The following is a 23,662-nucleotide window of genomic DNA, read 5'->3' as shown; positions in this document are numbered from 1 at the left end:
TCGTTGGGTTGTGTGAGGTTTTCGAATTCAAAACGCTGGAAGGCTCCGCGCTTTTCCGGCTTGCTGTGACGGAGTAATGAAATGAACAATCTGTGTTATCGCGTGGTGTTCAACGAAAGTCTGAACGCTTGGGTGGCGGTGGATGAAACCGTGTCGGCACGTGGCAAGCGCTCGCGCGGCCGGGTGCGGCGCATGGCCGCCATGCTGGCCCTGCTGGGCACCACCGGAATTGCCGATGCACAGGTTCGACACAACTTGCCGCAAGTCGCGACGGGGGCACGCATGGCGACCAATGTCGGTGTGAGCAGCATTGACACAGTTGGCAGGACGATGACCGTTCACCAGAGTTTGGACACGGCGATCCAGAACTGGGATTCTTTTGACATTGCCGCAGGCCACAAGGTCGTCTTCGATCAGCAAAGCAGCTCCTGGCGCATCCTCAACCGCATCTGGGATTCGAAGCCCTCCGAGATTTTTGGCAGCATCGAGGCCAAGGGTCAGGTCTATCTGATCAACCGCAACGGCATCCGCTTCGGGCCGGATGGTCAGGTCAATGTGGGCGGTCTGGTCGCCTCGGCGCTGAATATCCGCACGGATGTGTTCAAGAGCGGCTTTCTCAGCGTCGCGGGCAAGGATGCGGCTTTCTACTATGCGGGCAAGATTGACACTGCGAGCGGTGAAGTCATTGATTTCGATACACCAGCCAGCAGTGCTGCGGCCTTGGGTGACAAACGCCCAGATGTCAGCAATGCGGGGCATTTGAAGGCGGCAGATGGCGGCAGCATCATGCTGCTGGCGCCGGTGGTGAAAAACTCGGGCAGCATCGAAACGAATTCCGGCCAGGTGGTGCTGGCGGCCGGTGCCAAGGTGTATCTGTCGGAAAGCGGAAGCACATCGCTGCGCGGTTTGCTGGTGGAGGTCGATCCTTTTGCGGGCGGCGACAAGACGAGTTCTTCCGTCAGCAATACCGGCAGCGGTGAGCGTGAAATCACGGTGGATGAGGTCAAGCAGAAGATCACTGATGGCATCGTTGCAAATCGCGGCAACATCACTCTGGCGGCGATGGCAGTGAATAACGATGGCTTGCTCAAGGTCACGACGAGCAAGACCGAGAACGGCTCGATCTATCTGCAGGGGCGTCACAGCACGACAACGCTTGAGCGGGGCAATGTGGGCGGAGGCTCTGTCCGGCGCACGCAGGCGCTGGCGACCCAGGGCGGCGAAGTAGTGCTCGGGGCGAACAGCCGTGTCGAGGCTGAGGTCGAGAGCATCACTGACGCCGATGTGGAACAGAAGGCCGCCACGGATTTTGTTGCCGATGCGGCGGACAGTGCCGCGGTGCAGGCTTCCAAACTGGCGGCCTTTAAGGATCTGATCCGCAAACAATATACGGTGGCGGCAGCCGATACGCTCAAGCCCTCGGAGATCGTGGTGGATGGCCGCTCGGTGTTGCTCAAGACCGGCTCCAGCATCACGGCGCCCGGCGCCAGCGTCAGCCTGCTGGCCGCTGGCGAGCGGATTTATGAGGCAAACAAAGAAGGCGTTGAAACCTACTTGAGTACGGCCAAGGCGGACGTGGGGGCGAGCGTGGTGCTGGAATCCGGCGCGAGTGTCGATGTCGCGGGCTACAAGGATGTAGCCGTCGATGGCAGCCGCAACCAGATGAAGGCGACGCTGGTCTCTAATGAGCTGAAGGATGCGCCGCTGCAGCGCGCGGGCATTCTTTCGCGTCAGACCGTAAGTTTCAATCGTCTTGATGCACCGACGGGCAAGCTGGCAATTGCCGACGCATCCGGGGCGGTGGAGGGCATCCAGTACAGCTTGCGCGAGCGTGCGGCAACGGGCGGGGCTGTGACGATCCAGTCGGCGGGCGATGTAGTACTCGGCGCAGGCTCGAAGATCAATGTGTCGGGCGGCTCGGTCAATTACAGCGCGGCCGATATCGTCACCACCCAATTGACGGCGGGTAGTTTGCGTTTTGATATTGACAAGGCCAGTGCCGATATTGTGTATGAGCGCATGAGCAGTAGTGCCCGGCATGTGGCTGAGTATGCCGAAGGCAAGGATGCCGGCAGTGTGCTGGTGGCCGCGCGTGGCGCTGTGGCGCTGGATGGCAGTCTGCAGGGGCAGACCGTCAACGGGGTCTATCAGACTACTGCGAGCACGGCAGCGAAGGGCGCGAGCTTTACCCTGGGTGATCAACTGGGGAATTTCAGCAAGATTTCAGAAGCTTATCCGCAAGCATCTACACAACTGCCCATGTTCAGTTGGGGCAGGGCTGTGGTGGTGAGCGATGAGCCTGCGCTGGCGGGCGCTGACGGCGCCAATCGCGTTTCGGTCAATCGGCTCTCTGCCGCGGGTTTCAGCAGCTTCAAACTGTATGGTGAAAGCATCAGTGTTGCGGCCGACTCACCAATCTCGCTGAGTGCTGCGAGCAGCCTGAGCCTGCGTGCATTGGGTGATGTCGATATCGATGCGGATGTGCGGGGCGCGGGCATGAAATTCGATGCCCAAGCAGGCCGGGCGGGTAGTTCCATTGGTTCGGTGCGCCTGGCGGCGGGCCGCAGCCTGGATGCGTCAGGCATATGGATCAACGACTGGGCTGCTCTGCGCCAAGGCGCGGCTTTGTATAAGGGGCTGCGTCAGATTGACGCCGGATCAATTTCACTGACTGCCATCTCAGGCATGGAGCTTGGTGCCGGTAGCCGTATCGATGTCTCCGGCGGTGGCAGCCTGTCGGCTAGTGGCAGTCTCAAGACCGGCAATGCCGGTGCGATCACGCTGGCCGGTGACGGAGGTGTCGAACTGAATGATGCCAGTTTGCGTGGACAGGCACTGGCCGCGGGGATGCAGAGCGGTAAGGGCGGCAGCCTGACGATCACCGCGCCGGGCATCCGCATCAACGATGCAGCACAGAATGCGGCGGAGCTCGTTTTGAACAGCGATCTGTTCAGTCAGGGCGGCTTCAGCAACTATGCGATGACTGCCAGTGTGGGCAACGCCGGCATCGGCGCCGGCACCCAGCTGGATCTGACGCGCAGCGTGCGTCAGCTTGGTAATATTTATCAATTGGCCGCCACCGGCAGTGCGCTGAGCGCTTTGGGGCGGGACGCCCGGCTGGATGCCAGCATCAAGGATCCCGCGAGCTTCACCCTGAGTGCGAGTTTTCAGAATCTGGAAACCACGGGCGTTGAAAATGGCGTGCTGACAATTGGTGAGGGCGCGCAGATCAAGGCCGGCGCAGGCGGCAGCATCACTCTGAACGCGGGGCGTCAGCTCACCCTGGCCGGCGAGTTGGTGGCTGCAGGCGGCAAGGTGGCGCTGAACATGATCAGGCCGGGTGGCGACAAAGATCCGGGGGCTTTCGAAGACCAGTCGATTTTCCTGACGGATTCGGCACGCATCGATGTCGCGGGCACGGCGCTGGTGACGCAGAATGCGCGCGGGCTGCGCACGGGCGAGGTGCTCAATGGTGGCAGTGTTAGTATCAATGCAGCGAAGGGACATGTGATTGCGCAGGAAGGAGCACGTATCCTCCTTGATGGCAGCAGTGCAACTCTGGACAACCTTAGCACTGGCCGCTCAGCGCTGGTGGCCAGCAATGCCGGGAGCCTGAGTCTTCAGTCACCCGCCGGCATCCTTTTTGGTGCACAGATTTCTGCGAAGAGCGGTGGCGCGACGGCGGCCGGCGGCACGTTTACGTTGAATCTGGAGAAGTTACAGGATTCACAGTACTCAAACTCGTTGCGCAAGGTCACCGTGGGGGAAAACCTGCTTGCCGAGGGCCGCGACCTCAAAAGTCAGCTGGCTGCGCTGCGAGCTGGAAATTCACTGAAGCCGCTATTTGCCGATAAGGCGCAGGGCTGGGTGGATAGCCAGGCGCTTGCGACGGCGGGCTTCGATAGTCTAGCGATCCGCAGCGATGACAGCATTCGCTTTGAAGGCAATGTGGCGCTGGCGGCAGCACGCCAGATTGCACTCACTGCGCGCAGCTTCGATGTGGCGGATGCCAACGTGACGATCGATGCAGCGGCTGTGCGTTTGGGCGGGGATATCTATCAGGGCCAGCGTGCCAAAATTTCCGAGGAGACGCTCTTCACGCAAGACTCCGTTGGTGGTAACGGATCGTTGAGCGTACGCGCCGACAGCATTGCCCTCTGGGGGGGCTCCTCGGTGAATGGTGCACGTCAGACCACGCTGAGCAGCCGTGGGGAATTGAGCGTTTCAAACGTTTATAAGCAGGTGGGTGACTCTCTGACGTACAGTGATTTGGCCATTTTCTCGGTGGGCGGCAATCTTGATCTCGAGGCCAGCCAGATCTACCCGACGACGTACAGTGACTTTACCGTCAAGGTGGCACCCGGCGTGAATGGCGAGGGCGGCACGCTGAATATTCGTGGCCCTGGCACTGCGCCAGGAATGCCCTTGTCGGCTGGCAGCCGACTGGTGCTGGAGGCGGACAGCATCAATCAGGGTGGGGTCGTGCGCGCGCCCTTTGGCACGATCGAGTTGAATGCCCGCAAGAATCTGAACCTGCTAGCCGGCAGCGTGACCTCTGCATCCGGCAACGGCGCGGTGATTCCATATGGCGAGCTGGTAAATGGCACGGATTGGAGCATAGACCCCAGTGGTATAGCCCAACCCATCAGCGGTGCTCCGACGCCGAGCATCGCCTTGCGCGCGCCGGTGGTGGAGCAGGCTGAAGGAGCTCTCGTCGATGTGTCGGGTGGTGGTGACTTGCAGGCACTGGAGTTTGTGCCGGGCGCGGGTGGGTCGGCTGATGTACTGAAACAGGCCAATACCTACGCGATCATTCCAGGTTACGCCAGTGCCTACGCGCCTGAGTCCGGTGCTTTTGATCAGCAGGCCGGTACACAGATCACTCTTGGCGCGGAAGCCGGGCTGCCGGCGGGTACTTACACTTTGCTGCCGGCGCGCTATGCGATGCTGCCGGGGGCCTATAAGGTGACTTTGCTCAGCGGCTATCGTGATGCTGCCAGCAACCTGCAGATTGGTCAGGCGCTGGGCGGTACGGTCGTTTCCGGGCGGCTTTCGGTGGCCAATACGGCAGTGAGCAGTGCTCAAAGTGTGGGCGTGCTGGTCGAGCCCGTCAGTGTGACCAGTCAGCGCTCTGAATTCACTGATGCGCGTGCCTCGACTTTCTTCGAAAAACAAGCGACCAACAAGGGTGTCGCGCTGACTCATGTGACTGCCGATGCCGGTCAGTTAATCATTGCTGCGAGCGAGCGTATTCGCCTGAATGGCGAACTGGATATGCTTGGGGATGATGATGGCACGGGCAAGCGGCGGCGTGGCGGCATGCTGGATATCAGCTTGCTCAAGAGCAGCTTTGATGCGGAGGGCAAGCCTGCCGGCAGCATTCTGGTGGGTGAAGGAACGAACGCCACAGGTTTGCAGATCAGCGAGGCCGAAATTGCCAAGGTGGGCGCCGAGAGCGTGCTGATTGGTGGCGAACGCAAGATCGGCAGCGAGGGGGTCAGTATTGGCGTCACGGCGCGCGATGTCCGTTATCAGGGCAGTGCCAGTCTGCAGGATGCGGCTGGCAGCAAGCCTGCGGAAGTGATTGTTGCGGCGACGAATTCTTTGACGGTCGCTTCCGGTTCGGTGATTGAAACTGCTGCGCCGGATGCGGTACGGCCGGTTTCGCTGCAGGCCAGTGTGGTCGGCGATGGCGCGCTGCTGCGCGTGGCGGCGGACAATACGGTGGTGCAGCGCAGCGGGGTATCGGCAAAACCCGAGCGCGGCAGGCTGATCGTTGAAAGTGGCGTGAAGCTCAAGGGTGAGTCGGTACAGATCGATGCCACGCTGGATAGCCAGATCGCGAGTAACAGCGCTGCAACGGCCAAATCCTTCACGCTCGGCGCAAATGCAATCAGTCTGGGCGGCAGTGCCGACTTGGGCACGAATGGTGGTACTCGCCTTGGTGGCGATCTGCTTGCCAGCGTGGCCGGCTCAGCGGGGGAGATCACTTTGCGCAGCTACACAGGTATCCGTTTTGATGAAAGCTTCAGTCTGGGCAGCAGCACGCCGGTCAAACAGCTCACGCTGGATGGACCCAGCATCGAATGGGCGGGTACGGGTGCCGGCACGGTGCAGATCAACGGCCAAAGCCTGACCCTGACCAACACCACCGGGGCGCTGGCAAGCGCCAGCTCCGGCTCCGGGAGTCTGGTTTTGAACGCGATGGGCAGCAGCGCAGACGGCAGTGATGCGGGTGTGCTGAAAATTGCTGCGGGTGACATGGCCTTGCGTGGCTTTGCGGACACTTCGCTGAGTGCCACGCGCGGCGTGGTGTTCAGCGGCAGCGGTACGACCTCTGCAACGGGCCCGCTCAGTATTGCGACGCCCATCGTGACGGTGGCGTCTGGCGCGAATCATAAGTTGAAGACCGATGCGGCGTTGAACCTGACGGCAGGTAGCGCCGATGCTGCCGATGCGCTGAGTGCCGGTAGCGGCGGTAGTTTGGTGCTTGAGGGAAGTAGCGCAAATGTGGCGACGCAAATCGTCAGCCGCAGCGGCTCGCTTGGCATCAAGGCCAGTAGCGGCGATATCACCTTGGTCAGCGGTGCGCTGATGGATGTGTCCAGCCGTGAGACGGCATTCAGCGGCGGCACCCAGACCACCGACGCGGGTCGCATCATCCTCGAATCGAAGTTGGGCCAGATCGACGTTCAGAGCGGTTCAACGCTGGATCTTCAGGGGCGCGGCGACAGCAGTGCCGGCAGCCTCACGCTGAATGCGCCCAAGGGCGAAGTCAAGCTGGGTGGCACGCTGCATGCCGGGGTTGCAGATGGCATGGCGGCTGCCAGCGCCGGCAAACTGGTGGTGGATGCCGGCCGGATCGCCGATGTGAACGCGCTGATCCGCAGCACCCAGGAATTTGAAGGGCAGCGCAGCATTCGTTTGCGTGAAGGTGATATGGGCGTCACTGAAGCGATCAAGGCCTACAGGATCGGCCTTTACGCCGATCAGGGTGATATTCGTATTGATTCCCTTCTGGATGCCCGCGGCCCCTTCGGTGGCAGCATCGATATCGCTGCGCGTGCCGCAGTGAAGACGCTACCGAATGGCAGCCACACTGTGCAGGGCGGGCATATCGAACTGGGTAGCGCGGCGGTGCTGGATGCTTCGGCCTTTGCCGATGGCGGCACGGGCGGTACGGTGAGTTTGAGCGTATCCGGTGCGGCTGCGCAGACTATCGATGGCGTAACTTACACACCTGAAGATCAGGCAGAAATTCATTTCGCCAATGGCAGCCGTATCGATGTGCGCGGCAAGGGTACAGGGGCTGATGGCAGTGTCACCCTGAATGCGCCGCGTCAGGTCAATCTGGCAGACTACTCGCCGGTCAGCGGCAGTGTGGTGATGGTCGCCGATGCCTCGGTATTCACGGTGCCGGTGGCGGCCACGACGGCCGATTTGGCGCCGGTTGTGGCGCTGGCGACCCAAGCCTTGCCCCTTGCTGGCAAGACCAGCAGTGCTTATGCGGTGACGAGCAGTGCGATCAGCTTTACGGGTGTCGAGTATGGGACGGTCGTGGATTTTGTGGCGGAAGTTACCAATGCAACCACTGGAACGGCGACGAACCTGGGTACGACATTGTCTCTGAATGGCAGCGCTGCTTACAAAATCAAGTTGAGCCAATCTTCGACGATCGCCGCCGGTCGCATGCGAGCAGGTGGCAGTTACCGGCTTAAATTCCAGAAAGCAACGGGTGGTGCAGCGAATTTCTGGCAACTCGATACGACGGTGACGCCTTTGGCTGTCGGCGGTTCAAGTCCAACCAACAACGGTGTGACCTTGCTGTCATTGGCGGTTGGCAGCGGCTTTACGGGAAGTGACAATCAGATCGTGTATTTCAGCGCGGAATCCGCCAGTTTTGGTGGTGCGGGTACGAATCAAAGCAACGGTGGGGTGCGGATCAAAACTGGAACGGACAAGGATAAGTACAGCACAGCTTTGCTATACGCTGCCGATGGCTCTCAGCTCGGCGCAGGCAGCCTCGTTGCAGGCACTGCGTATGTCGCCCGCTATGACGCAACGGCGAAGAAATTTGTCTTGCTCAGCAGTACGGGCGCGCACGAGAGTGTGCGGATTGTCGACCGCAGTGTCAGCAGCTTGCCCGGAGAGAGTCTGGCGATCCGCTTCACGCCCACCAGCAATGCCAGCAATGATGTTGAATTGCAGCTTAATGGTGATGTCGCAGGGCGGATTTACGAAAGTGATGGCCTTACGCCGCTTAGTGTGGAAGCTGGCAAGACCTATACGGTGAGTCGCCTCAGCGACGGTCGTTACGCGCTTCGCCCCAAGGCGGGCTACAGCGAAGTCACGCTCAGTGTTGCGGATCCGCAACTGGTGGCCTTCTCTCTGTCTGATCTGGGCAAGCTGACTGCGGACAGCGGGGTGAAACTGGCGGTGAATGGGGCGGCGGCCATGACCCTGCTCGGGGCCAATGGCAACGCGCTGGATGCTGGAGCGCTGCAGGCCGGCAAGACTTATGTCGCAAGTCTTGCCAACGGCAGATACCGGCTGGTGGCGGAGGATTCGCTGGCGTCTGCGGTGGCGATCAGCAACGCCGGCGTCGTGCTGGAGGGCGTGCCGCAGGTCACCGTCAATGCCTTCAAGACTTATTCCAGCGACACGCTGGACAGCAGCTTGCGCGATACCGCGCAGGCTGAGGCGCAGCAGTATGCGTATTGGTTGCCGAAGATCACGGCTGGGCTGGGCTCGTTGAATAATGGCCAGCTTGTGGTGCGCCCCGGTATCGAGATCCGCTCGACAGGTGCGTTGACGCTTGCCAATGACTGGAATCTTGCCGCACAGGGGGCGGATGGCAAGGCGGCCTGGCGCTATCAGGATGGCAGCGTAGCGGGTGCTCTGGTGATCCGCGCAGCGGGCGCGCTGAATCTGGATGCCAGCATCAATGATGGCTTCAAGGATGCAAGCTCGGCGACACCTGGCAGCCTGGGCGATGGCTGGGATCTGAGTCTGGTGGCCGGGGCTGATCTGGAGGCGGCCAATGTGCTGGCGGTCAAAGATGGTAGCAGCGAAAAACTGAAGCTGAACAAGCTGGTGCGCACCGGTACGGGTGATATCCGCCTGGCAGCAGCAGGTGACATCGACCTGTCGGCCAGTGGTGCGGGGGTCTATTCGGCTGGCGGTGGCAATGGTGGTGCGGCTGGCGATATGGCCTTGTCTGGCAAGAAGACCTGGCTCACCAGCGAGGGCGGTGATGTGAGTCTGCACGCCGGGGGAGACCTGATCGGCCGAGCCGTGAGCAGTGATCCGGTGAACTGGTTGTGGCGCACCTCGGTAAGCAAGGCCACGACGGCACTGCCTGCCGCAACAGCAGTGAGCTTCGATCAGTTCGACTGGGTGAGTGGTGCGCTGGGCGGCGGTGACGTGTCGCTGAGCGCGGGCGGCACTATCCGTGACATGACGGTGGCTTTGCCCGCACAGATGAAATTCGGCTTTGATTCAGATGGAAAGCCCAATAGTGTGAATGCGCTGACGGGTGGCAATCTGTCGGTGCAGGCCGGCGGTGATATCCGGGGTGGCAGCTTCCTGGTTGAAAACGGCGCGGCCAGCCTGAGTGCCGGCGGCAGCCTGGCAGAGGGGGCGAGTGGCGTGCGGCTGTATGCCGCGAACACGCGCTTTGCCATCGTAGCTGCCAGTGATCTCAGTTTGGGGAACATCCAGAATGCATCGATGCTCAATCAGAGCAGTGCCAACGCGTCAACGGTTGCTTATCAGGCGCGCTGGAGTAGCTACACGGCCGATAGCCTGCTGGATCTGCGTTCGGCGGCGGGCGCTGTCAGTCTTGCGGGTACGCCAGATTCGGTGTTGCCTGCCAGTCTCAAGGTGGTGGCGCTGGGCGGGGATATCAGTATTGGAGCGGGCAGCAATCTGGCGATGAGTCCGGCGGCGAATGGCCAATTGGCGCTTTACGCTGAGGGCAGTGTGAGCAAGACCCAAATCAGCATGATCGATGCGAATCCCGAGCAAGTGGATTCGGCCTTGAAGCCTTTGGATGGTAACCATACGGGAGCAGGGAAATACACGAAAAAAGTGCCGGACAGTTTCAGTCGCGCTTCAACTTTGTTTCAAGATAACGGCGCCAAGGCCGCAGGTCCGCGTAGCACCGCTTCGACTCTGGTCGGTTCTCTCCATGATGGTGATGAGAAAGCAGCACAGATCCATGCACGCACGGGCGATGTGAGCGGCGACTTCATCATCGCCAAGGCCGTGAATGTCAGTGCCGGGCGTGATGTGAAGGATCTGTCGCTGATTGCGCAGAATCTGGCTGCGGGCGATGTGACGACGGTCTCGGCCGGGCGTGATGTGGTCTATAGCGTGATCGCTGATGACAAGGTCTGGAGATCGACGAAAGATAGTAATGGCGTAATCGGTCCTAACCTGGAGGAAAACACCACCCCGGCGATCAAGATTTTTGGCCCGGGGCTGCTTGAAGTGAGCGCGGGGCGCACGGTGGATCTGGCTAATTCCGATGGCATCGTTTCGAAAGGGCCGGGCGTTAATAGCTATCTGCCGGATACGGGCGCATCGATCCGTGTCGTCGCGGGCAAGTCGACGGATCTGGATACGGCCCTGTTTGCCAGTACGTATCTGGCGACGGCCGATGTGCCGGCCTTCATGGCTTTGTCGAAGGCGGCTCAGCTGGAGCTCGCGCAGGATGTGTTGCGTTTGCACTTCATCGAGACTTATGGCCTCGCGCAGGATGATGGCGCCTATCGGGCACAGTGGCTGACGTTCGCCGGGCGCAACAAACTGGATGCGAATCCGGCCAGGGCGGAGGCCGCGATGTTTGATCGCTTCCGCTATGAGGTGTTGTGGGTCGAGCTTTCCGCTTCGGGCCTGGCGGGCAGCACCAAGGCCAAGGATGCCAAGGACAATCCCGGTAAATACAGCGCAGAGGAGCTGACGCCGGAAGCTTTATATGGGCGTGGCTTTAAGGCGCTGGAACTGGCGGGCCTGGGCGATGTGCTGAAGTTCAACAGTTCGGTGCGCATGCTCTTCAGCCAGATCCGCAGCCAGTCTGGCGGTGATGTGGATGTGCTGGTGCCGGGTGGCTCGCTCGATGTGGGGCCGATCCAGATGGCTGATGATGTCGAAGTGAGCAGACAGGGCCTGGTTGCCAATCAGGGCAATTCCCGGGTGTTTGTGCGCGATTCGATCAATGTGAATACCTCGCGCTGGTTCGCCATTGACGGCGGCAATCTGCTTGGCTGGGCGTCCTACGGCGATATCGATGCCGGCAAGGGGCCGCGGTCGGCAGTGTCGGGTTCTTCGCAGCGCCTGGATGTGGACAAACTGAGCGGCAAGATCACCCTGGTCGATGGCGGTGCTTCGACGGGATCAGGCATTGCGACGATCTTCAATCGGCCAGTTACCAAGGGTGGCGACATTGAGCCTTATACGCCGCGTGGTTTAGTGAATGCCGGGGAGGCGGGGATTCGTGCCGCAGGTGGTTTGCCACCGCTGCCCAATCTGGTGGGTGGCGACATGGTGATGGCAGTGGGTGGTGGCGGTTCTGCGCCGACGCCACCGGCTCCGTCGATTTCGCTGGGAGCACCAGCTGGCGACAAGTCGGCAGAGAGAACCATGGCCGATGCGCCAAGCAATGCCGGCAAATCACGCGAGGCTAACTCGGTACTGACGGTTGAGGTGGTGGCCAATGCTGATCTGAATGCCTCGCAGCCGACGGGTGCGGGTAGCGACAAGCCCGAGAGCGTGGAGGAAGAAAAGGGCGGAACGCGCCGCAAGTCGCCGGCAGCCAAAGCCGCGCGCTAAGCGGATCCTTGTGGGAAGGATAGCGGGGCGCGGCTGCCTGAAGAGCCGCGCCCCGCTTGCCTTTTCAGCATGCCTGTCCGCTCAGGTCCGCTGGGGGCGGCTCTTCAGGCAGCGTTTTTTTTGCAGTGCGATTCTTCGTTTTGTGGCTGTTTGACTGCGCCGAATAGTCCGAAATGCTCACACGCTTTCCGGTCTCGTCTCGCAGCGTTGCAACAATGGCCGTGCATCATCGTCGGGCTAAATTCACCCCACTTTGACAACCATGCTGCGTCTCCTGAAAACACTCCTGTTCGTCGCTTTGTTCCTTCCTCTTGTGTCACATGCCTGGTGGGACAAGGAGTGGCCGCAGCGTACGAAAATTGTTCTGAATACCTCGGGGAGCGGTGCAAGTCTGGATGCGCCGGTAAGCAATCTGCTCGTCGCGCTGCGCCTGCATTCGGGTAATTTTGATTTCGCATCGGCGAAAGAAGATGGCAGCGATCTGCGTCTGGTGGCGGGCGATGACAAGACGCCACTGCAGTTCCATATCGAGCGTTTCGATGGCATCAACGAGATGGCTTTGCTATGGGTGCAGATCCCCACGCTGGCGCCAGCCAGCGACAAGAATGTGATCTACGCCTACGCCGGCAATCCGGCGGCGGTGGCCGAGGCCAAGTCAGGCTCGACTTACGATGGCTCGTATCTGGCGGTGTGGCATTTCGGCGAAAAAGATGCGCCGGCACTGGATGCGACGAAGGGCGGTTTGAAGACGACGGCGCCGGTCGAAATCGATCCGAATGGCGTGCTGGCCAATGCCGCGAATCTGAACGACACGGCAATTGTGGTAGCGGGCAACGAGCAGCTGAAGGTGGCTGCTGCGGGGGCCATGACGGTTTCACTGTGGATCAAGCCGACCAGTGTTGATGGCGGTACGCTGTATCAGCAAGGCGCGCTGCAACTGGGTTTGCAGGGCGGCAAGCTGGTGGCAGCAATTGGCAAGGCGCGCCTTGCCGGTGGCGAGATCAAGGCGGCTGCCTGGCAGGCAGTGACGCTGAGCGTGGGCAACGGCAAGGCCAGTCTGTATCTGGATGGCGTGCAGGTGGCGCAGGGTGATGCGGTGCTGCCGGAGATTTCCGGTGACGCAAAAATCGGCGCGGCGTATGCCGGCTTGCTCGATGAACTGAATGTGGCCAGCGTGGCGCGTAGTGCCGATTACCTGAAAGCGACATTCGTTGGGCAGGGCAATGAGGGCAAGTTGCTGGTGACGACCAAGGAAGCGCAAGGTGAAGAGGCCTCGGAAGAACACAATTATTTCGGCGTTTTGGTCGGCAATCTGACCACTGACGCCTGGGTGGTGATTGCGATCCTGATGGTGATGTTTGTGATTTCGTGCTGGGTGATGGTGTCCAAGACGCTGGTGATTGGCCGGGTGGAAAAAGCCAATCTGGCCTTTCTGCGGCGCTTCCGCGAAGTCGGCGATGCCGAGATCCTGAATGTGACGCAGAGCGCGGAAATGGCGAACTCCTCACTGTTTCGGCTGTATGACGCAGGTATTCGTGAAACCAACAAGCGTTTCGTGGCCAAGGCGCATCTGGGGGACGAAAAGTCGCATGTGCTCAGCGGCGCGTCGATTGATGCGATCAAGGCTTCGATTGATGCCGACCAGGTGCGCGAGAACCACAAGCTCAACAGCCTGATGGTGTTGCTGACCATCGCGATTTCGGGCGGCCCCTTCCTTGGCCTGCTCGGCACCGTGGTGGGCGTGATGATCACCTTTGCGGCGATTGCGGCGGCTGGCGATGTGAACGTGAATGCGATTGCGCCGGGTATTGCGGCCGCGCTGCTGGCCACCGTGGCCGGTCTGGGCGTGGCGATCCCCGCGCTGTTTGGTTACAACTGGCTGGCCGCGAAGATCAAGAACATCTCGGCCGACATGCAGATCTTCGTGGATGAGCTGGTCACACGCATCGCTGAAATCTACGGCGACTGAGCTGACAAGGGAGCAATGCCATGTCTGCTGACGTAAAGGGTGAAAACCAGCTCTACGACGATATCAACATCACGCCAATGCTGGATCTGGCCTACGTGCTGCTGGTGATTTTCATCATCATGACTACCGCCTCGGTGCAGGGCATCAAGGTCAAGGCGCCGCTGACCAGCGCGGCGGTGAGTCTGGCCAAACCGCAGACCCGGGCGATCACGGTGACCCGTGACGGGCAATTGTTTCTGGATACCTTTCCGGTGACGCTGGTGCAATTGCAGGAGGGGCTGGCCAACTACAAGGCGGCCAATCCGGCCTTGCCGGTGGTGCTGAAGGGCGACGTAGATGCGCAATACGAAATGATCATGGCCGCCCTGGAAATCTGCAAAAAGCTGGACATCACCGAAATCGGGCTGGTGACCAAGCGTGCGCCGCAAGAATAGAGGGCTTGGCAAAGTGCAGCGAAGTGAAACGAAGCGGTTCTGGCGTGGCGCGGCAAAGCAGACCGTACGCGTAGTACGGCAAGGCGCCGCAACAAAGCCAGAAGCAGTTTGCTAGGGCCAACATGCAAGTACAAAACGAAACCAAGCCCTACGACACCATTAACGTCACGCCGATGCTGGATCTGGCCTACGTGTTGCTGGTGGTGTTCATCATCATGACGACGGCCTCGGTGCAGGGTTTGCAGATGAATTTGCCCAAACCATCAAGCAAACCGGCGACCGAGAAGCACGAGATCGTGGTGGTCAGCATTACGCCCGAGGGGGCTTTCCTGTTCAACGGTGAAGGCGTTTCGCTGGAGCAGCTGGAGGCGCGGCTGTCGGCCGCCAAGGCGCGTGACAAGGATATGCAGACGATGATTCAGGGCGATGCGAAGACCCGCTATGCCGCAGTGATAGAGGTGGTGGATCTGTGCAATCGCCTGGAGGTGAGCATGGGTCTGGTCACCACGAAGATCGGGGTTTGAGATGGGACTGGCTGAAAACGAAGTTGACGCACCCCGCAACAAATTTCTGTGGTTCTTCATTGGCGGGTCGGTGCTGGGTATCGTAGTTAGTATCGTAGTTGGCGTTGCATTGATTGTTGCGCTGGTGTTGGGGATACAGGGCCTGACCAAGAAGAAGCCGGACAAGAAATCAGGGACGATCAAGGTCGCGATTCTGGATCGGGTTAAGCCCCCTCCGCCACCCCCTCCACCCCCGCCGCCGAAAGTGATGCAGCAGCAAAACAAGGACACCAAGGTCGAACAGGTCAAGCAGGTCGAGGCGCCGCCGCAGGCTGCGCCTGCGCTAAAGATGGAAGGCGAAGCCAGCGCCAATGGTGTTTCCGGTCTGTCGGCCGGTGCGGTGACCGGTGAATACAAGGGCCAGGCGCTCGGCGACGGGCAGAAGGCTGGCGGCGGGATTGGTCGTGCCGAGTTTGCCGTGTATCTCACGCGTCTGCAGCGTCTGATCCAGGAGGAATTGGTGCGTAACCCGCGCCTGAAAGGCAGCAACTACAAGTTGCCGGCCAGTGTGCGCCTGCGTGAAGACGGCAGCCTGCGCAGTGTCGATCTGGACGGCACGACCGGTGATGCAGAAATCGATGAACTGATGCGCAGTGAATTACTGCGCCTTATCAAGAAAGACCCGCCACCTGCGAGTGCGCCCCAGGGCGGATTCACGGTGCGCGTGACCAACCGCATGCTTAATTGATCCAGGAAATGACGATGAATCAGCTCAAACCCATGACGCTGGCGGTGATGCTGGCGCTGTCGATCAGCCCGGCGCTGGCACAGACCTCCACTGCCAATCCGAATGCCGAGCGCGAATCGCTAGAAGTGTTGCGCAACACCACGCGCAACCTGATCGAGGCGCTGGTGGAAACCGGCGTGCTGCCGCGTGACAAGGCCGACAAGCTGATCCGCGATGCCGAGCAGAAAGCGGTGCAGACGGCCAAATCCAATCCGCCTCCCGCCCCGCCTGCTGCGGCAGCGCCAGCCCTGCGCATGGAGTCTGCACCCGCCGTGCGCGTGCAGTACATGCCGGAATCTGTGAAGAACGAGATCCGCGAACAGCTGCGTCAGGAAGTGCTGGCGCAGGCCAAGGAAGAACGCTGGGCCAATCCGAATGTCGTGCCGAGCTGGGTGAGCAAAGTGGTGGTGCATGGTGACGTGCTGGTGCGCGATCAGTTCGACAATTTTGCGCGTGAGAACACCGAACCCTTTGGCTATGACCTGTGGGGCAACACCACTCCGGGCCTGACCACACGCAACGCCGCACTGGCCAACAGCGGGCCAACGGCTGGCAACACCTTGCATGACCAGAATCGCATGCGGGTGCGTGCCCGTCTGGGGTTTGACATCAAGGCCAGCAGCGAATCGAGTGCCGAGGTGCGGATCGTTACGGGCAGCAATAATGCGCGCAACTCGACTTCACAGACGCTGGGCGATGGCTTCAACAAATATTCTTTGTGGGTGGATCGCGCCGCGATCAGTTACAAGCCGACGCCGTATGTGAACATGAAGCTGGGCCGCATGGGCAATCCCTTCGTGAGTTCGGATCTGGTCTGGGACGAGAACGTCAATTTCGACGGTCTGGCCCTGAATCTGAAGCCGCCGGTGGATGAGGGCTTCGCACCGTTTGCGACGATGGGTTACTTCCCCTTGTCGACAGAAAATACGCCGAAATACACGCAGGGCCGCTACATGATGGGTGGGCAGCTGGGGGCGGCAATGGATCTGAGCGTGGTGACGCGGGCGCGCATGGCATTGGGTTATTACAACTTCCGCAACATCGAGGGGCGGCAGGAAAGCGACGATTGCATCAGTGCCGGTGCGGTGAATTGTTATAACTATGGCAGCAGCGAATATCCGTCGTCCTGGCGCAGTCAGGGCAACACGCTGGTGCGCATCAATGCGCCGAGTGACACGACCTTGTCGTCCAGTTCGGGTTATTCGATTTGGGGCCTGGCCTCGAAATTCCATCCGCTGCACCTGAATTTCAACGTGGATAGCGCGCCGTTTGATCCGATCCATCTGGTCTTCTCGGCCGATTACGTCAAGAACATGGCCTTTGATCGCGGCGAGATCAAGACGCGTACCGGGGCGGATTTCAGCGATGGCAAGAGTACCGGCTACCAGTTCAAATTCCTCGTTGGCACGCCGAGCATCAAGCGTCTGGACGAATGGAACACCAGCCTGACTTTCCGCAGTCTGGGCAGCGATGCAGTGCCGGATGCCTGGGCTGATGGTGCTTTGGGACTGGGTGGCACCAATATGCGTGGCTTCATCCTCGGCGGCGCCTACGGAGTTGCGGATAACACCACGTTGGGCTTGCGTTATCTGTCGGGGCGCACGATTGATTCGCCGACCATGAAGAATGAGTCCGATAAGTTCCGGGTGGATTCCTGGCAGCTGGACATGAATGTTCGCTTCTGATCGGAGGCTTGAGATGCGGTTTTCATTGATTTGTGGCACAGCAGTTTTGCTGTGTGGGTTGGCGGGTGCGGCGCTGGCCGAAGCGCCGGTGGACAAGGCCGCTGCGCGCAGCCAGGAACAGGTACGCCGGCTGCGCCAGCAGGTGCAGGAGGTGCAGCAGAGCGCCCACAAGGCAGAGCAGGAAAAGGCTGCGCTGGACAGGCAGCTCAAACAATCTGACGCGGAACTTGACGATATCCGGCGCAAGAGTCTTGCGTCTGCCAAACGTCTGAACGAAGCCGAACAAGGGCTGTCGCGCGAGAAGGCTGAGCGTGAAGCCCTGGCGGCCAAGCTGGCCGAGGCTGAAAAGCAGATCGAGCTGTTGAGCAAGCAGAAAGCGGCCGGCGAGGAAAAGTTGGCGTCGCGCGAAGTGACGCTGTCGATTCTGGAGGTAAGCCTCAAGGCGGAGACAGCGGAGCGCCAGCGCTGTGAAGTGAATAACCTTGCGTTGTATGGCTATGGCCGCGAATTGCTCGCGGCGTATCGCGACAAGGGTGTGTTCTCGGCGGTGGCACAGCACGATCCGATATTGAATCTGGGCAGCGTGAAGATCGAGAATGTGCTGGAAGAGTATCGCGACAAGCTCGACGAAAAGAAGCTGCGCCCGGCTTCGGTGCCTGATGCCGCTGCCCGCTGAGTCCTGCATGCGTCGCAGCTTGCCGGGCTTTGGCCGCGCCGGCATGGCGCGGGCCTTGCCATTTGCGCTTTACATTGTCTTTCTGGTGTTGCGCGAGCCGGTGGCGACCTGGTTCGGGCCGTCGGCTGCGGCCTGGTTATATGCGGCACAGATCGCTGTGGTGCTGGCTGCGCTGGCGATCTATTGGGGCGATTACGTAGAGCTGCGCCTGCCGCGCAATCTGTGGGCACGCTTGCGTGCTACAGATATTGCGCTGGTACTGGTGGTCGGCCTCGGCGTTTTTTTCGCCTGGATCAATCTGGATGTGCCCTGGCTGAGTCTGAATGCGGGCGCTGCCGCAGCATCGCCATTGCCGGGCAATGATCTGGACTGGTTGTGGATTGGCGTGCGCATTGCGGGTGCCGCGCTGGTGGTGCCGGTGATGGAGGAGTTGTTCTGGCGTTCCTTCATCTTGCGCTGGCTGGAGGCGCAGGATTTTCTCAGTATCGATCCGCGTAATGTCAGCTTGTTCGCCATCCTGCTTAGCTCACTGGCTTTCGGCCTGGAGCACAGCCTGTGGTTCGCCGGCCTGCTGGCCGGCCTGGCCTATGCCTGGCTGTATCGGCGGGGCAGTCTGTGGCTGGCTATCGCTGCGCACGGGGTGACCAATCTGGCCTTGGGCGTTTGGGTCGTCAGCAGCGGGCAGTGGCAGTTCTGGTAAAAAACAGTGCTGAGCAATGAGTACTGAGTGCTGAGTGGGCATGCTTGTAGCGCCGCGCCCGGCAAGCTTCTTCGGGTAGGTGTGCTGCTGGGGCAATACGGGGGCGGATCTTTGGATGTACGTGCTGAAGAGGCTTGACAGGCGCGGCTCTCGGAACACAGTGCCGACGCACTCAGCACTCAGCACTCAGCACTCAGCACTCAGCACTCAGCACTCAGCACTCAGCACTCAGCACTCAGCCGCAGGCTGCTCAGCCAAACCGCCCGGTAATGTAATCCTCGGTTGCCTGATTCTTGGGTTTGACGAAGATGTCGTCGGTATTACCGAATTCGACCATCTCGCCCAGGTACATGTAGGCGGTGTAATCGGAGATGCGGGCGGCTTGTTGCATGTTGTGGGTGACGATGACGATAGTGAATTCTTCCTTCAACTCGTCGATCAGCTCCTCGATGCGCATCGTCGAGATCGGGTCCAGCGCCGAGGTAGGTTCGTCCAGCAGCAGTACGGCGGGTTTGACCGCTACGCCACGGGCGATGCACAGGCGCTGTTGCTGCCCGCCGGACAGGCTGCTGCCACTTTGTTGCAGTTTGTCTTTCACTTCGTCCCACAGGGCGGCCTTGCGCAGCGCCCATTCGACGCGGTCATCCATATCGATGCGGTTCAGGCGCTCATGCAGGCGCACGCCGAAGGCGATATTCTCGTAAATCGACATGGGAAAAGGCGTGGGTTTCTGGAAGACCATGCCGACCTTGGCGCGCAGCACGCTGGCATCGGTGCCGGGGGCGAGGATGTTGTGGCCTTCGAAGAACAGTTGGCCGTCGGCGCTTTGCTCTGGATACAGATCGAACATGCGGTTGATCGAACGCAGCACGGTGGACTTGCCACAGCCGGACGGGCCGATGAACGCGGTGACCTTGCGCCGGGCGATGGCCAGGTTGATGTTGTGCAGGGCGCGCGTCTTGCCGTAGTAGAAATTGAAGTCGCGAAATTCGATCTGGGTAGTGTTGGGCATGGCGTGAGTTTCAGTGCTCGCGGCGGAAAAAACTGCGCGCGAGAATGTTGATGAGCAGTACCCCGAGGGTGATAAGCAGCACGCCGGACCAGGCGATGCGCTGCCATTCCGGGAACGGGCTCATTGCGAACTGGTAGATCATCGCGGGCAGGGTGGCGATGGGCTTGTTCAGATCGAGGCTCCAGAACTGGTTGGAGAGCGAGGTGAACAGCAGCGGCGCCGTTTCCCCGGCAATTCGCGCGATGGCCAGCAGGATGCCGGTGATGACGCCAGAACGCGCGGCGCGCAGGGCAATGTGCAGGGTCACGATGCGCTTTGGCGCGCCCAGGGCGAAGGCAGCTTCGCGCAGGGCATCGGGCACCAGCAGCAGCATGTTTTCGGTGGTGCGCACCACGACCGGGATGACGATTAGGCTCAGCGCAAGAATGCCGGCCCAGCCCGAGTAGCTTTGCATGCGCGCGACGACGACGGTCCACACGAAAAGGCCGATCACGATGGAGGGCGCCGAGAGGAGCAGGTCATTGACGTAGCGCGTCGTCTTGCCGAGCCAGCTGTTACGTCCATACTCGGCCAGATGGATGCCGGCCAGAATGCCGATGGGTGTGCCGAGCAGGGTGGCTAGCGTGACCAGCAGGGCGCTGCCGGCCAGAGCGTTGAGCAGACCGCCGTTACTGGCGCCCGGCGGAGGCGTCATTTGGGTGAACAGGGCGACTGACATGCCGCCCAGACCGAGCTCGAATACCGTGAACAGGATCCAGATCAGCCAGAGCAGGCCGAAAGCCATGGCTAGCAGGCTCAGGCCGAGGGCGATACGATTGGTCAGCTTGCGCTGCAGCAACAGAGTCATTTTGTTCTTAGCCTGCGTGACGGTTCATGCGTGCCAGCAGCAGGCGAGAGGCGGCCAGCACTGCCAGGGTAATCACAAACAGAACCAGGGCGAGTTCGATCAGGGCCGAGGTGTGCAGGCCGGGGGCTGCCTCGGCGAATTCATTGGCCAGGGCCGAGGTGGCGCTGTTGCCCGGCATGAAGAGGGATGGGGAGGACAGGCTGTTGGTGTTGCCGATCACGAAGGTCACTGCCATGGTTTCTCCGAGCGCGCGCCCGAGGCCGAGCATGATGCCGCCGATGATGCCGGTTTTGGAGTAGGGCAGGACGATGTTCCAGACCACTTCCCAGGTGGTGCAACCCATGCCGTAGGCGGATTCGCGAATCATCGGCGGAGTGATCTCGAAGACATCCCGCATCACCGAAGCGATGAAGGGGATGATCATGATCGCCAGAATGATGCCGGCGCAGAGCAGGCCGATGCCCATCGGCGGGCCGGAAAACAGATGGCCGATCAGGGGTAGTTTGCCGAGTGTGGCGCCCAATGCCGGCTGGATGTGTTCGGCAAAAATCGGCGAGAACACGAGCAGGCCCCACATGCCGTAAACGATGCTGGGGATGGCGGCCAGCAGTTCAATCGCCGTGCCCAGCGGTCGGCGCAGCCAGGCCGGGGCCAGCTCGGTCAGGAACAGCGCGATGCCGAAGCTGACCGGAACGGCAATGATCAGGGCGATGGCCGAGGTCACTAGCGTGCCGTAGATCGGCACCATCGCGCCGTAGCGATCCATGGGCGGATTCCACTCGGCGCTGAGCAGGAAGTCGAAACCCATGCTGCGGATCGTCGGCCAGGATGCGATGAGCAGCGAGGCGATGATCCCCAGCAAGGTCAGCAGCACCAGCGTTGCGACGCTGCGGGTCAACCAGGCGAAGGCGAACTCGCGATAGTCGCGGCGCGCCTGCGCCAGATGCGGGCGGCTGTCGTCCGGTGTGAAATCGCTGAGCTCGCCCGGCGTTTCGGTGATGGTGAGACTCATGTGCGGCGACTCAGCGTGCGCTGTAGACCGGTTTGCCGGCGACATCCTTGATCTGCGCCCAGGCCGCCGAGTTGATCTGCTTTACGGTGGCTTCATGCAACGGCACGTAGTCCAGCTCTGTGGCCATGGCAGCGCCATTCTTGTAGGCCCACTCGAAGAACTTCAGCACCTCGGCGCCTTGCAACGGCAGATCCTGAGTGCGATGCATCAGGATGAAGGTCGCGCTGGTGATCGGCCAGGCATTGGCGCCAGCCTTGTCGGTGAGAATTTCGTAAAAGCTGCGGCTCCAGTCGGCAGTCACCGCTGCGGCGGCGAAACTGCTGTCATCGGGCTGAATGAAGGCCTTGTCCTTGTTCTGCATCTGCGTCCAGGTCAGCTTGTTCTGTTTGGCATAGGCGAATTCGACATAGCCGATGGCGTTCGGCAGGCGCTGCACGAAGGCGGCGACGCCCTCGTTGCCCTTGCCGCCCAGGCCCACCGGCCACTGCGGAGCCGTGCCTTCGCCGACGCGGCTTTTCCAGTCGCTGGAAACTTTAGACAGATAGTTGGTGAAGACAAACGAGGTGCCCGACCCGTCGGCACGACGCACCACGGCGATGTCGGCATCCGGCAGCTTGAGCGTGGGATTCAGGTCGGTGATGGCCTTGTGGCTCCACTTGGTGATCTTGCCCAGATAGATGTCAGCGAGGATCGGGCCTGTCAGCTTCAACTCGCCGGCTTTGATGCCGGCAATCTTGACGACCGGGACGACGCCACCGATCACGGCGGGGAATTGAATCATTCCGCTGCGGATCAGTTCGTCAGGCAGCAAGGGCATGTCGGATGCCCCGAAGTCGACCGTCTTGGCGGTGATCTGCTTGATGCCGGCGCCCGAGCCGATGGACTGGTAATTGACGCGATTGCCGCTGGCTTTGGCGTAGGCATCCGCCCACTTGCTATAGATCGGCGCAGGGAAGGAGGCTCCGGCGCCGGTAACGTCTGCAGCATGGGAAATCGCAGGCAGGGCCGCCAGTGAAACTGTCAGGCAGGCGGACAACAGACGCTTGTACATGGATAACCTCAGAGGAGTGAATTTAGCCGCGCAAGCTTAGACGGCCGAGGCTGCAGGCGTGTGACGCCTGGTGAATGGGTGAATAGTCCGTTAGGAGTGTTACTGATCACGGCCTTGCAATGCCCGCGTGCTATCTAGCAGGGTTTGCTGGCCGGCGTTCCGGTCGGGCGTTCATGGAGAAATCATGCGGGCTTGTTTGATGCGAAGTTTTTGGGTGGGAGTCATCTTGTTTTCGGGCGTGGTGCTGGCTGACGAGGATGTCCGCAAGGAGGATCTGGATCGCAGCCTGACGTTTGCGGCGCGGCGCGGTGACATGACCAGTTTCAATCTAGCCATCGCGCTGGGCGCCAAGCTGCATGCGGTGGACAAGGACGGCAACAACACGGTGGTGATGGCGGCGCTGGGACGGCAGCAGTCTTTGCTGAAAACGCTGCTGGCCAAACGTGTGAATCCCGACTTGGTCGGCAGTGAAGGGCAATCCGCATTGACCAGCGCGACGATTCATGGTGATGTGGAGATGGTAAAGATGTTGCTGCGTGCGGGTGCGCGGCCGGACATCCGCAACGTGAATGGTGATTCGCCACTGCATCTGGCGCTGATGCTCAAGCGTGACGACATCGTGGCGCAGTTGCTGGCGGCCGGTGCTGATGTGAATGTGCCCAATGGCGAGGGCGAATCGCCGATTCTGGTGGCGGTGCGCTATGGCAACACCAGAGGCTTCGAGGCCTTGCTGCCACGGCGCTTGAATCTGGATCGGCGTGACGAGACGGGGCGCAGCCCCTTGTTCTGGGCGATCCTGGAAAACCACGAAGACATGGCGCTGGCGCTGATCCAGCGCGGTGCGCGCACGGATCAGCGCTCGGAAGGCTATACACCGCTGCAACTGGCACGGATTCAGGATCAGGCGCGAGTGGTGGCTTTGTTGGGAGGTTAGTTTTGAATCACCTGCGCGCTTGCCTGAGGACGGGTTTAATGCACAAAGACTCCAATGGGCCGGCACATCATCAAGCCATTCGACGCCACTATCCTTGTACTCTGGATACCTCGGCAAACTCATTCCGCCAGGCCCTCCAGCATCTTCATGATGTTGGCCGAGACAGACTTGAGCTCCTCGTCGATGGTATGCAGACTGCGCGGCGGCTCGAAAACGTAGA

Annotated in this window: 13 protein-coding genes; 9 read left to right on the top strand and 4 right to left on the bottom strand. The window is 60.6% G+C overall.

Annotated features, from left to right (window positions below; all coding sequences use genetic code 11):
• Positions 1 to 81: 81 nt before the first annotated feature.
• The 8 genes from ABXR19_RS05500 (at position 82) to ABXR19_RS05465 (ending at position 18,586) form a co-directional block, all read left to right on the top strand.
• Entirely contained in the window at positions 82 to 11,832 is an 11,751-nt protein-coding gene (locus tag ABXR19_RS05500) for a two-partner secretion domain-containing protein (protein ID WP_354600098.1), read from the top strand.
• Between the two features lie 262 nt (positions 11,833 to 12,094).
• Complete coding sequence (locus ABXR19_RS05495) at positions 12,095 to 13,801, top strand: DUF2341 domain-containing protein (RefSeq protein ID WP_354600097.1); 1,707 nt, start codon at positions 12,095 to 12,097, stop codon at positions 13,799 to 13,801.
• 20 nt (positions 13,802 to 13,821) lie between these two features.
• Positions 13,822 to 14,235 carry an ExbD/TolR family protein gene (locus ABXR19_RS05490; RefSeq protein WP_354600096.1) on the top strand — a complete coding sequence of 138 codons (414 nt, stop codon included), beginning with the start codon at positions 13,822 to 13,824 and terminating at the stop codon, positions 14,233 to 14,235.
• Between the two features lie 122 nt (positions 14,236 to 14,357).
• Entirely contained in the window at positions 14,358 to 14,759 is a 402-nt protein-coding gene (locus tag ABXR19_RS05485) for an ExbD/TolR family protein (protein ID WP_354600095.1), read from the top strand.
• Between the two features lies 1 nt (position 14,760).
• Entirely contained in the window at positions 14,761 to 15,486 is a 726-nt protein-coding gene (locus ABXR19_RS05480) for a hypothetical protein (protein WP_354600094.1), read from the top strand.
• Positions 15,487 to 15,500: 14 nt separating this feature from the next.
• Positions 15,501 to 17,210, top strand: coding sequence for a putative porin (locus ABXR19_RS05475; RefSeq protein ID WP_354600093.1), 1,710 nt, complete (start codon positions 15,501 to 15,503; stop codon positions 17,208 to 17,210).
• Positions 17,211 to 17,223: 13 nt separating this feature from the next.
• Entirely contained in the window at positions 17,224 to 17,886 is a 663-nt protein-coding gene (locus tag ABXR19_RS05470) for a hypothetical protein (RefSeq protein WP_354600092.1), read from the top strand.
• Between the two features lie 7 nt (positions 17,887 to 17,893).
• The gene (locus ABXR19_RS05465) at positions 17,894 to 18,586 is read left to right on the top strand and encodes a CAAX prenyl protease-related protein (RefSeq protein WP_354600091.1); all 693 of its coding nucleotides are present in this window, start codon (positions 17,894 to 17,896) and stop codon (positions 18,584 to 18,586) included.
• A 250-nt stretch (positions 18,587 to 18,836) separates the two neighbouring features.
• On the opposite strand, the gene pstB is transcribed toward ABXR19_RS05465, so the two are convergent.
• The 4 genes from pstB to pstS are packed head-to-tail and all read right to left on the bottom strand — an operon-like array spanning position 18,837 to position 22,508.
• The gene (pstB, locus tag ABXR19_RS05460; protein WP_354600090.1) at positions 18,837 to 19,598 is read right to left on the bottom strand and encodes a phosphate ABC transporter ATP-binding protein PstB; all 762 of its coding nucleotides are present in this window, start codon (positions 19,596 to 19,598) and stop codon (positions 18,837 to 18,839) included.
• Positions 19,599 to 19,608: 10 nt separating this feature from the next.
• Positions 19,609 to 20,445 carry a phosphate ABC transporter permease PstA gene (gene pstA, locus ABXR19_RS05455; protein WP_354600089.1) on the bottom strand — a complete coding sequence of 279 codons (837 nt, stop codon included), beginning with the start codon at positions 20,443 to 20,445 and terminating at the stop codon, positions 19,609 to 19,611.
• Between the two features lie 7 nt (positions 20,446 to 20,452).
• Positions 20,453 to 21,457 carry a phosphate ABC transporter permease PstC gene (pstC, locus tag ABXR19_RS05450; RefSeq protein ID WP_354600088.1) on the bottom strand — a complete coding sequence of 335 codons (1,005 nt, stop codon included), beginning with the start codon at positions 21,455 to 21,457 and terminating at the stop codon, positions 20,453 to 20,455.
• Positions 21,458 to 21,467: 10 nt separating this feature from the next.
• The gene (gene pstS / locus ABXR19_RS05445; RefSeq protein WP_354600087.1) at positions 21,468 to 22,508 is read right to left on the bottom strand and encodes a phosphate ABC transporter substrate-binding protein PstS; all 1,041 of its coding nucleotides are present in this window, start codon (positions 22,506 to 22,508) and stop codon (positions 21,468 to 21,470) included.
• A 199-nt stretch (positions 22,509 to 22,707) separates the two neighbouring features.
• Between pstS and ABXR19_RS05440 the strand changes: the two genes are divergently transcribed.
• Positions 22,708 to 23,442 (top strand): ankyrin repeat domain-containing protein, encoded by a 735-nt coding sequence (locus tag ABXR19_RS05440; protein ID WP_354600086.1) that lies wholly within the window; start codon positions 22,708 to 22,710, stop codon positions 23,440 to 23,442.
• Positions 23,443 to 23,662: the final 220 nt, after the last annotated feature.

Origin of the sequence: Uliginosibacterium flavum, from assembly GCF_040566545.1 — a bacterium.
GTDB lineage: Bacteria > Pseudomonadota > Gammaproteobacteria > Burkholderiales > Rhodocyclaceae > Uliginosibacterium > Uliginosibacterium flavum.
Note: the sequence above shows the minus strand (reverse complement) of the source record. Positions and strands in the feature narration are given on the sequence as shown.

Bases quoted from the DNA above. Each gene is read 5' to 3' on its own strand.
- ABXR19_RS05470 (WP_354600092.1), top strand. From the start codon at position 17,224: ATGCGGTTTTCATTGATTTGTGGCACAGCAGTTTTGCTGTGTGGGTTG.
- ABXR19_RS05465 (WP_354600091.1), top strand. From the start codon at position 17,894: ATGCGTCGCAGCTTGCCGGGCTTTGGCCGCGCCGGCATGGCGCGGGCC.
- ABXR19_RS05475 (WP_354600093.1), top strand. From the start codon at position 15,501: ATGAATCAGCTCAAACCCATGACGCTGGCGGTGATGCTGGCGCTGTCG.
- pstC (WP_354600088.1), bottom strand. From the start codon at position 21,457: ATGAGTCTCACCATCACCGAAACGCCGGGCGAGCTCAGCGATTTCACA.
- ABXR19_RS05495 (WP_354600097.1), top strand. From the start codon at position 12,095: ATGCTGCGTCTCCTGAAAACACTCCTGTTCGTCGCTTTGTTCCTTCCT.
- pstA (WP_354600089.1), bottom strand. From the start codon at position 20,445: ATGACTCTGTTGCTGCAGCGCAAGCTGACCAATCGTATCGCCCTCGGC.
- ABXR19_RS05440 (WP_354600086.1), top strand. From the start codon at position 22,708: ATGCGAAGTTTTTGGGTGGGAGTCATCTTGTTTTCGGGCGTGGTGCTG.
- ABXR19_RS05500 (WP_354600098.1), top strand. From the start codon at position 82: ATGAACAATCTGTGTTATCGCGTGGTGTTCAACGAAAGTCTGAACGCT.
- ABXR19_RS05485 (WP_354600095.1), top strand. From the start codon at position 14,358: ATGCAAGTACAAAACGAAACCAAGCCCTACGACACCATTAACGTCACG.
- ABXR19_RS05480 (WP_354600094.1), top strand. From the start codon at position 14,761: ATGGGACTGGCTGAAAACGAAGTTGACGCACCCCGCAACAAATTTCTG.
- pstS (WP_354600087.1), bottom strand. From the start codon at position 22,508: ATGTACAAGCGTCTGTTGTCCGCCTGCCTGACAGTTTCACTGGCGGCC.
- ABXR19_RS05490 (WP_354600096.1), top strand. From the start codon at position 13,822: ATGTCTGCTGACGTAAAGGGTGAAAACCAGCTCTACGACGATATCAAC.
- pstB (WP_354600090.1), bottom strand. From the start codon at position 19,598: ATGCCCAACACTACCCAGATCGAATTTCGCGACTTCAATTTCTACTAC.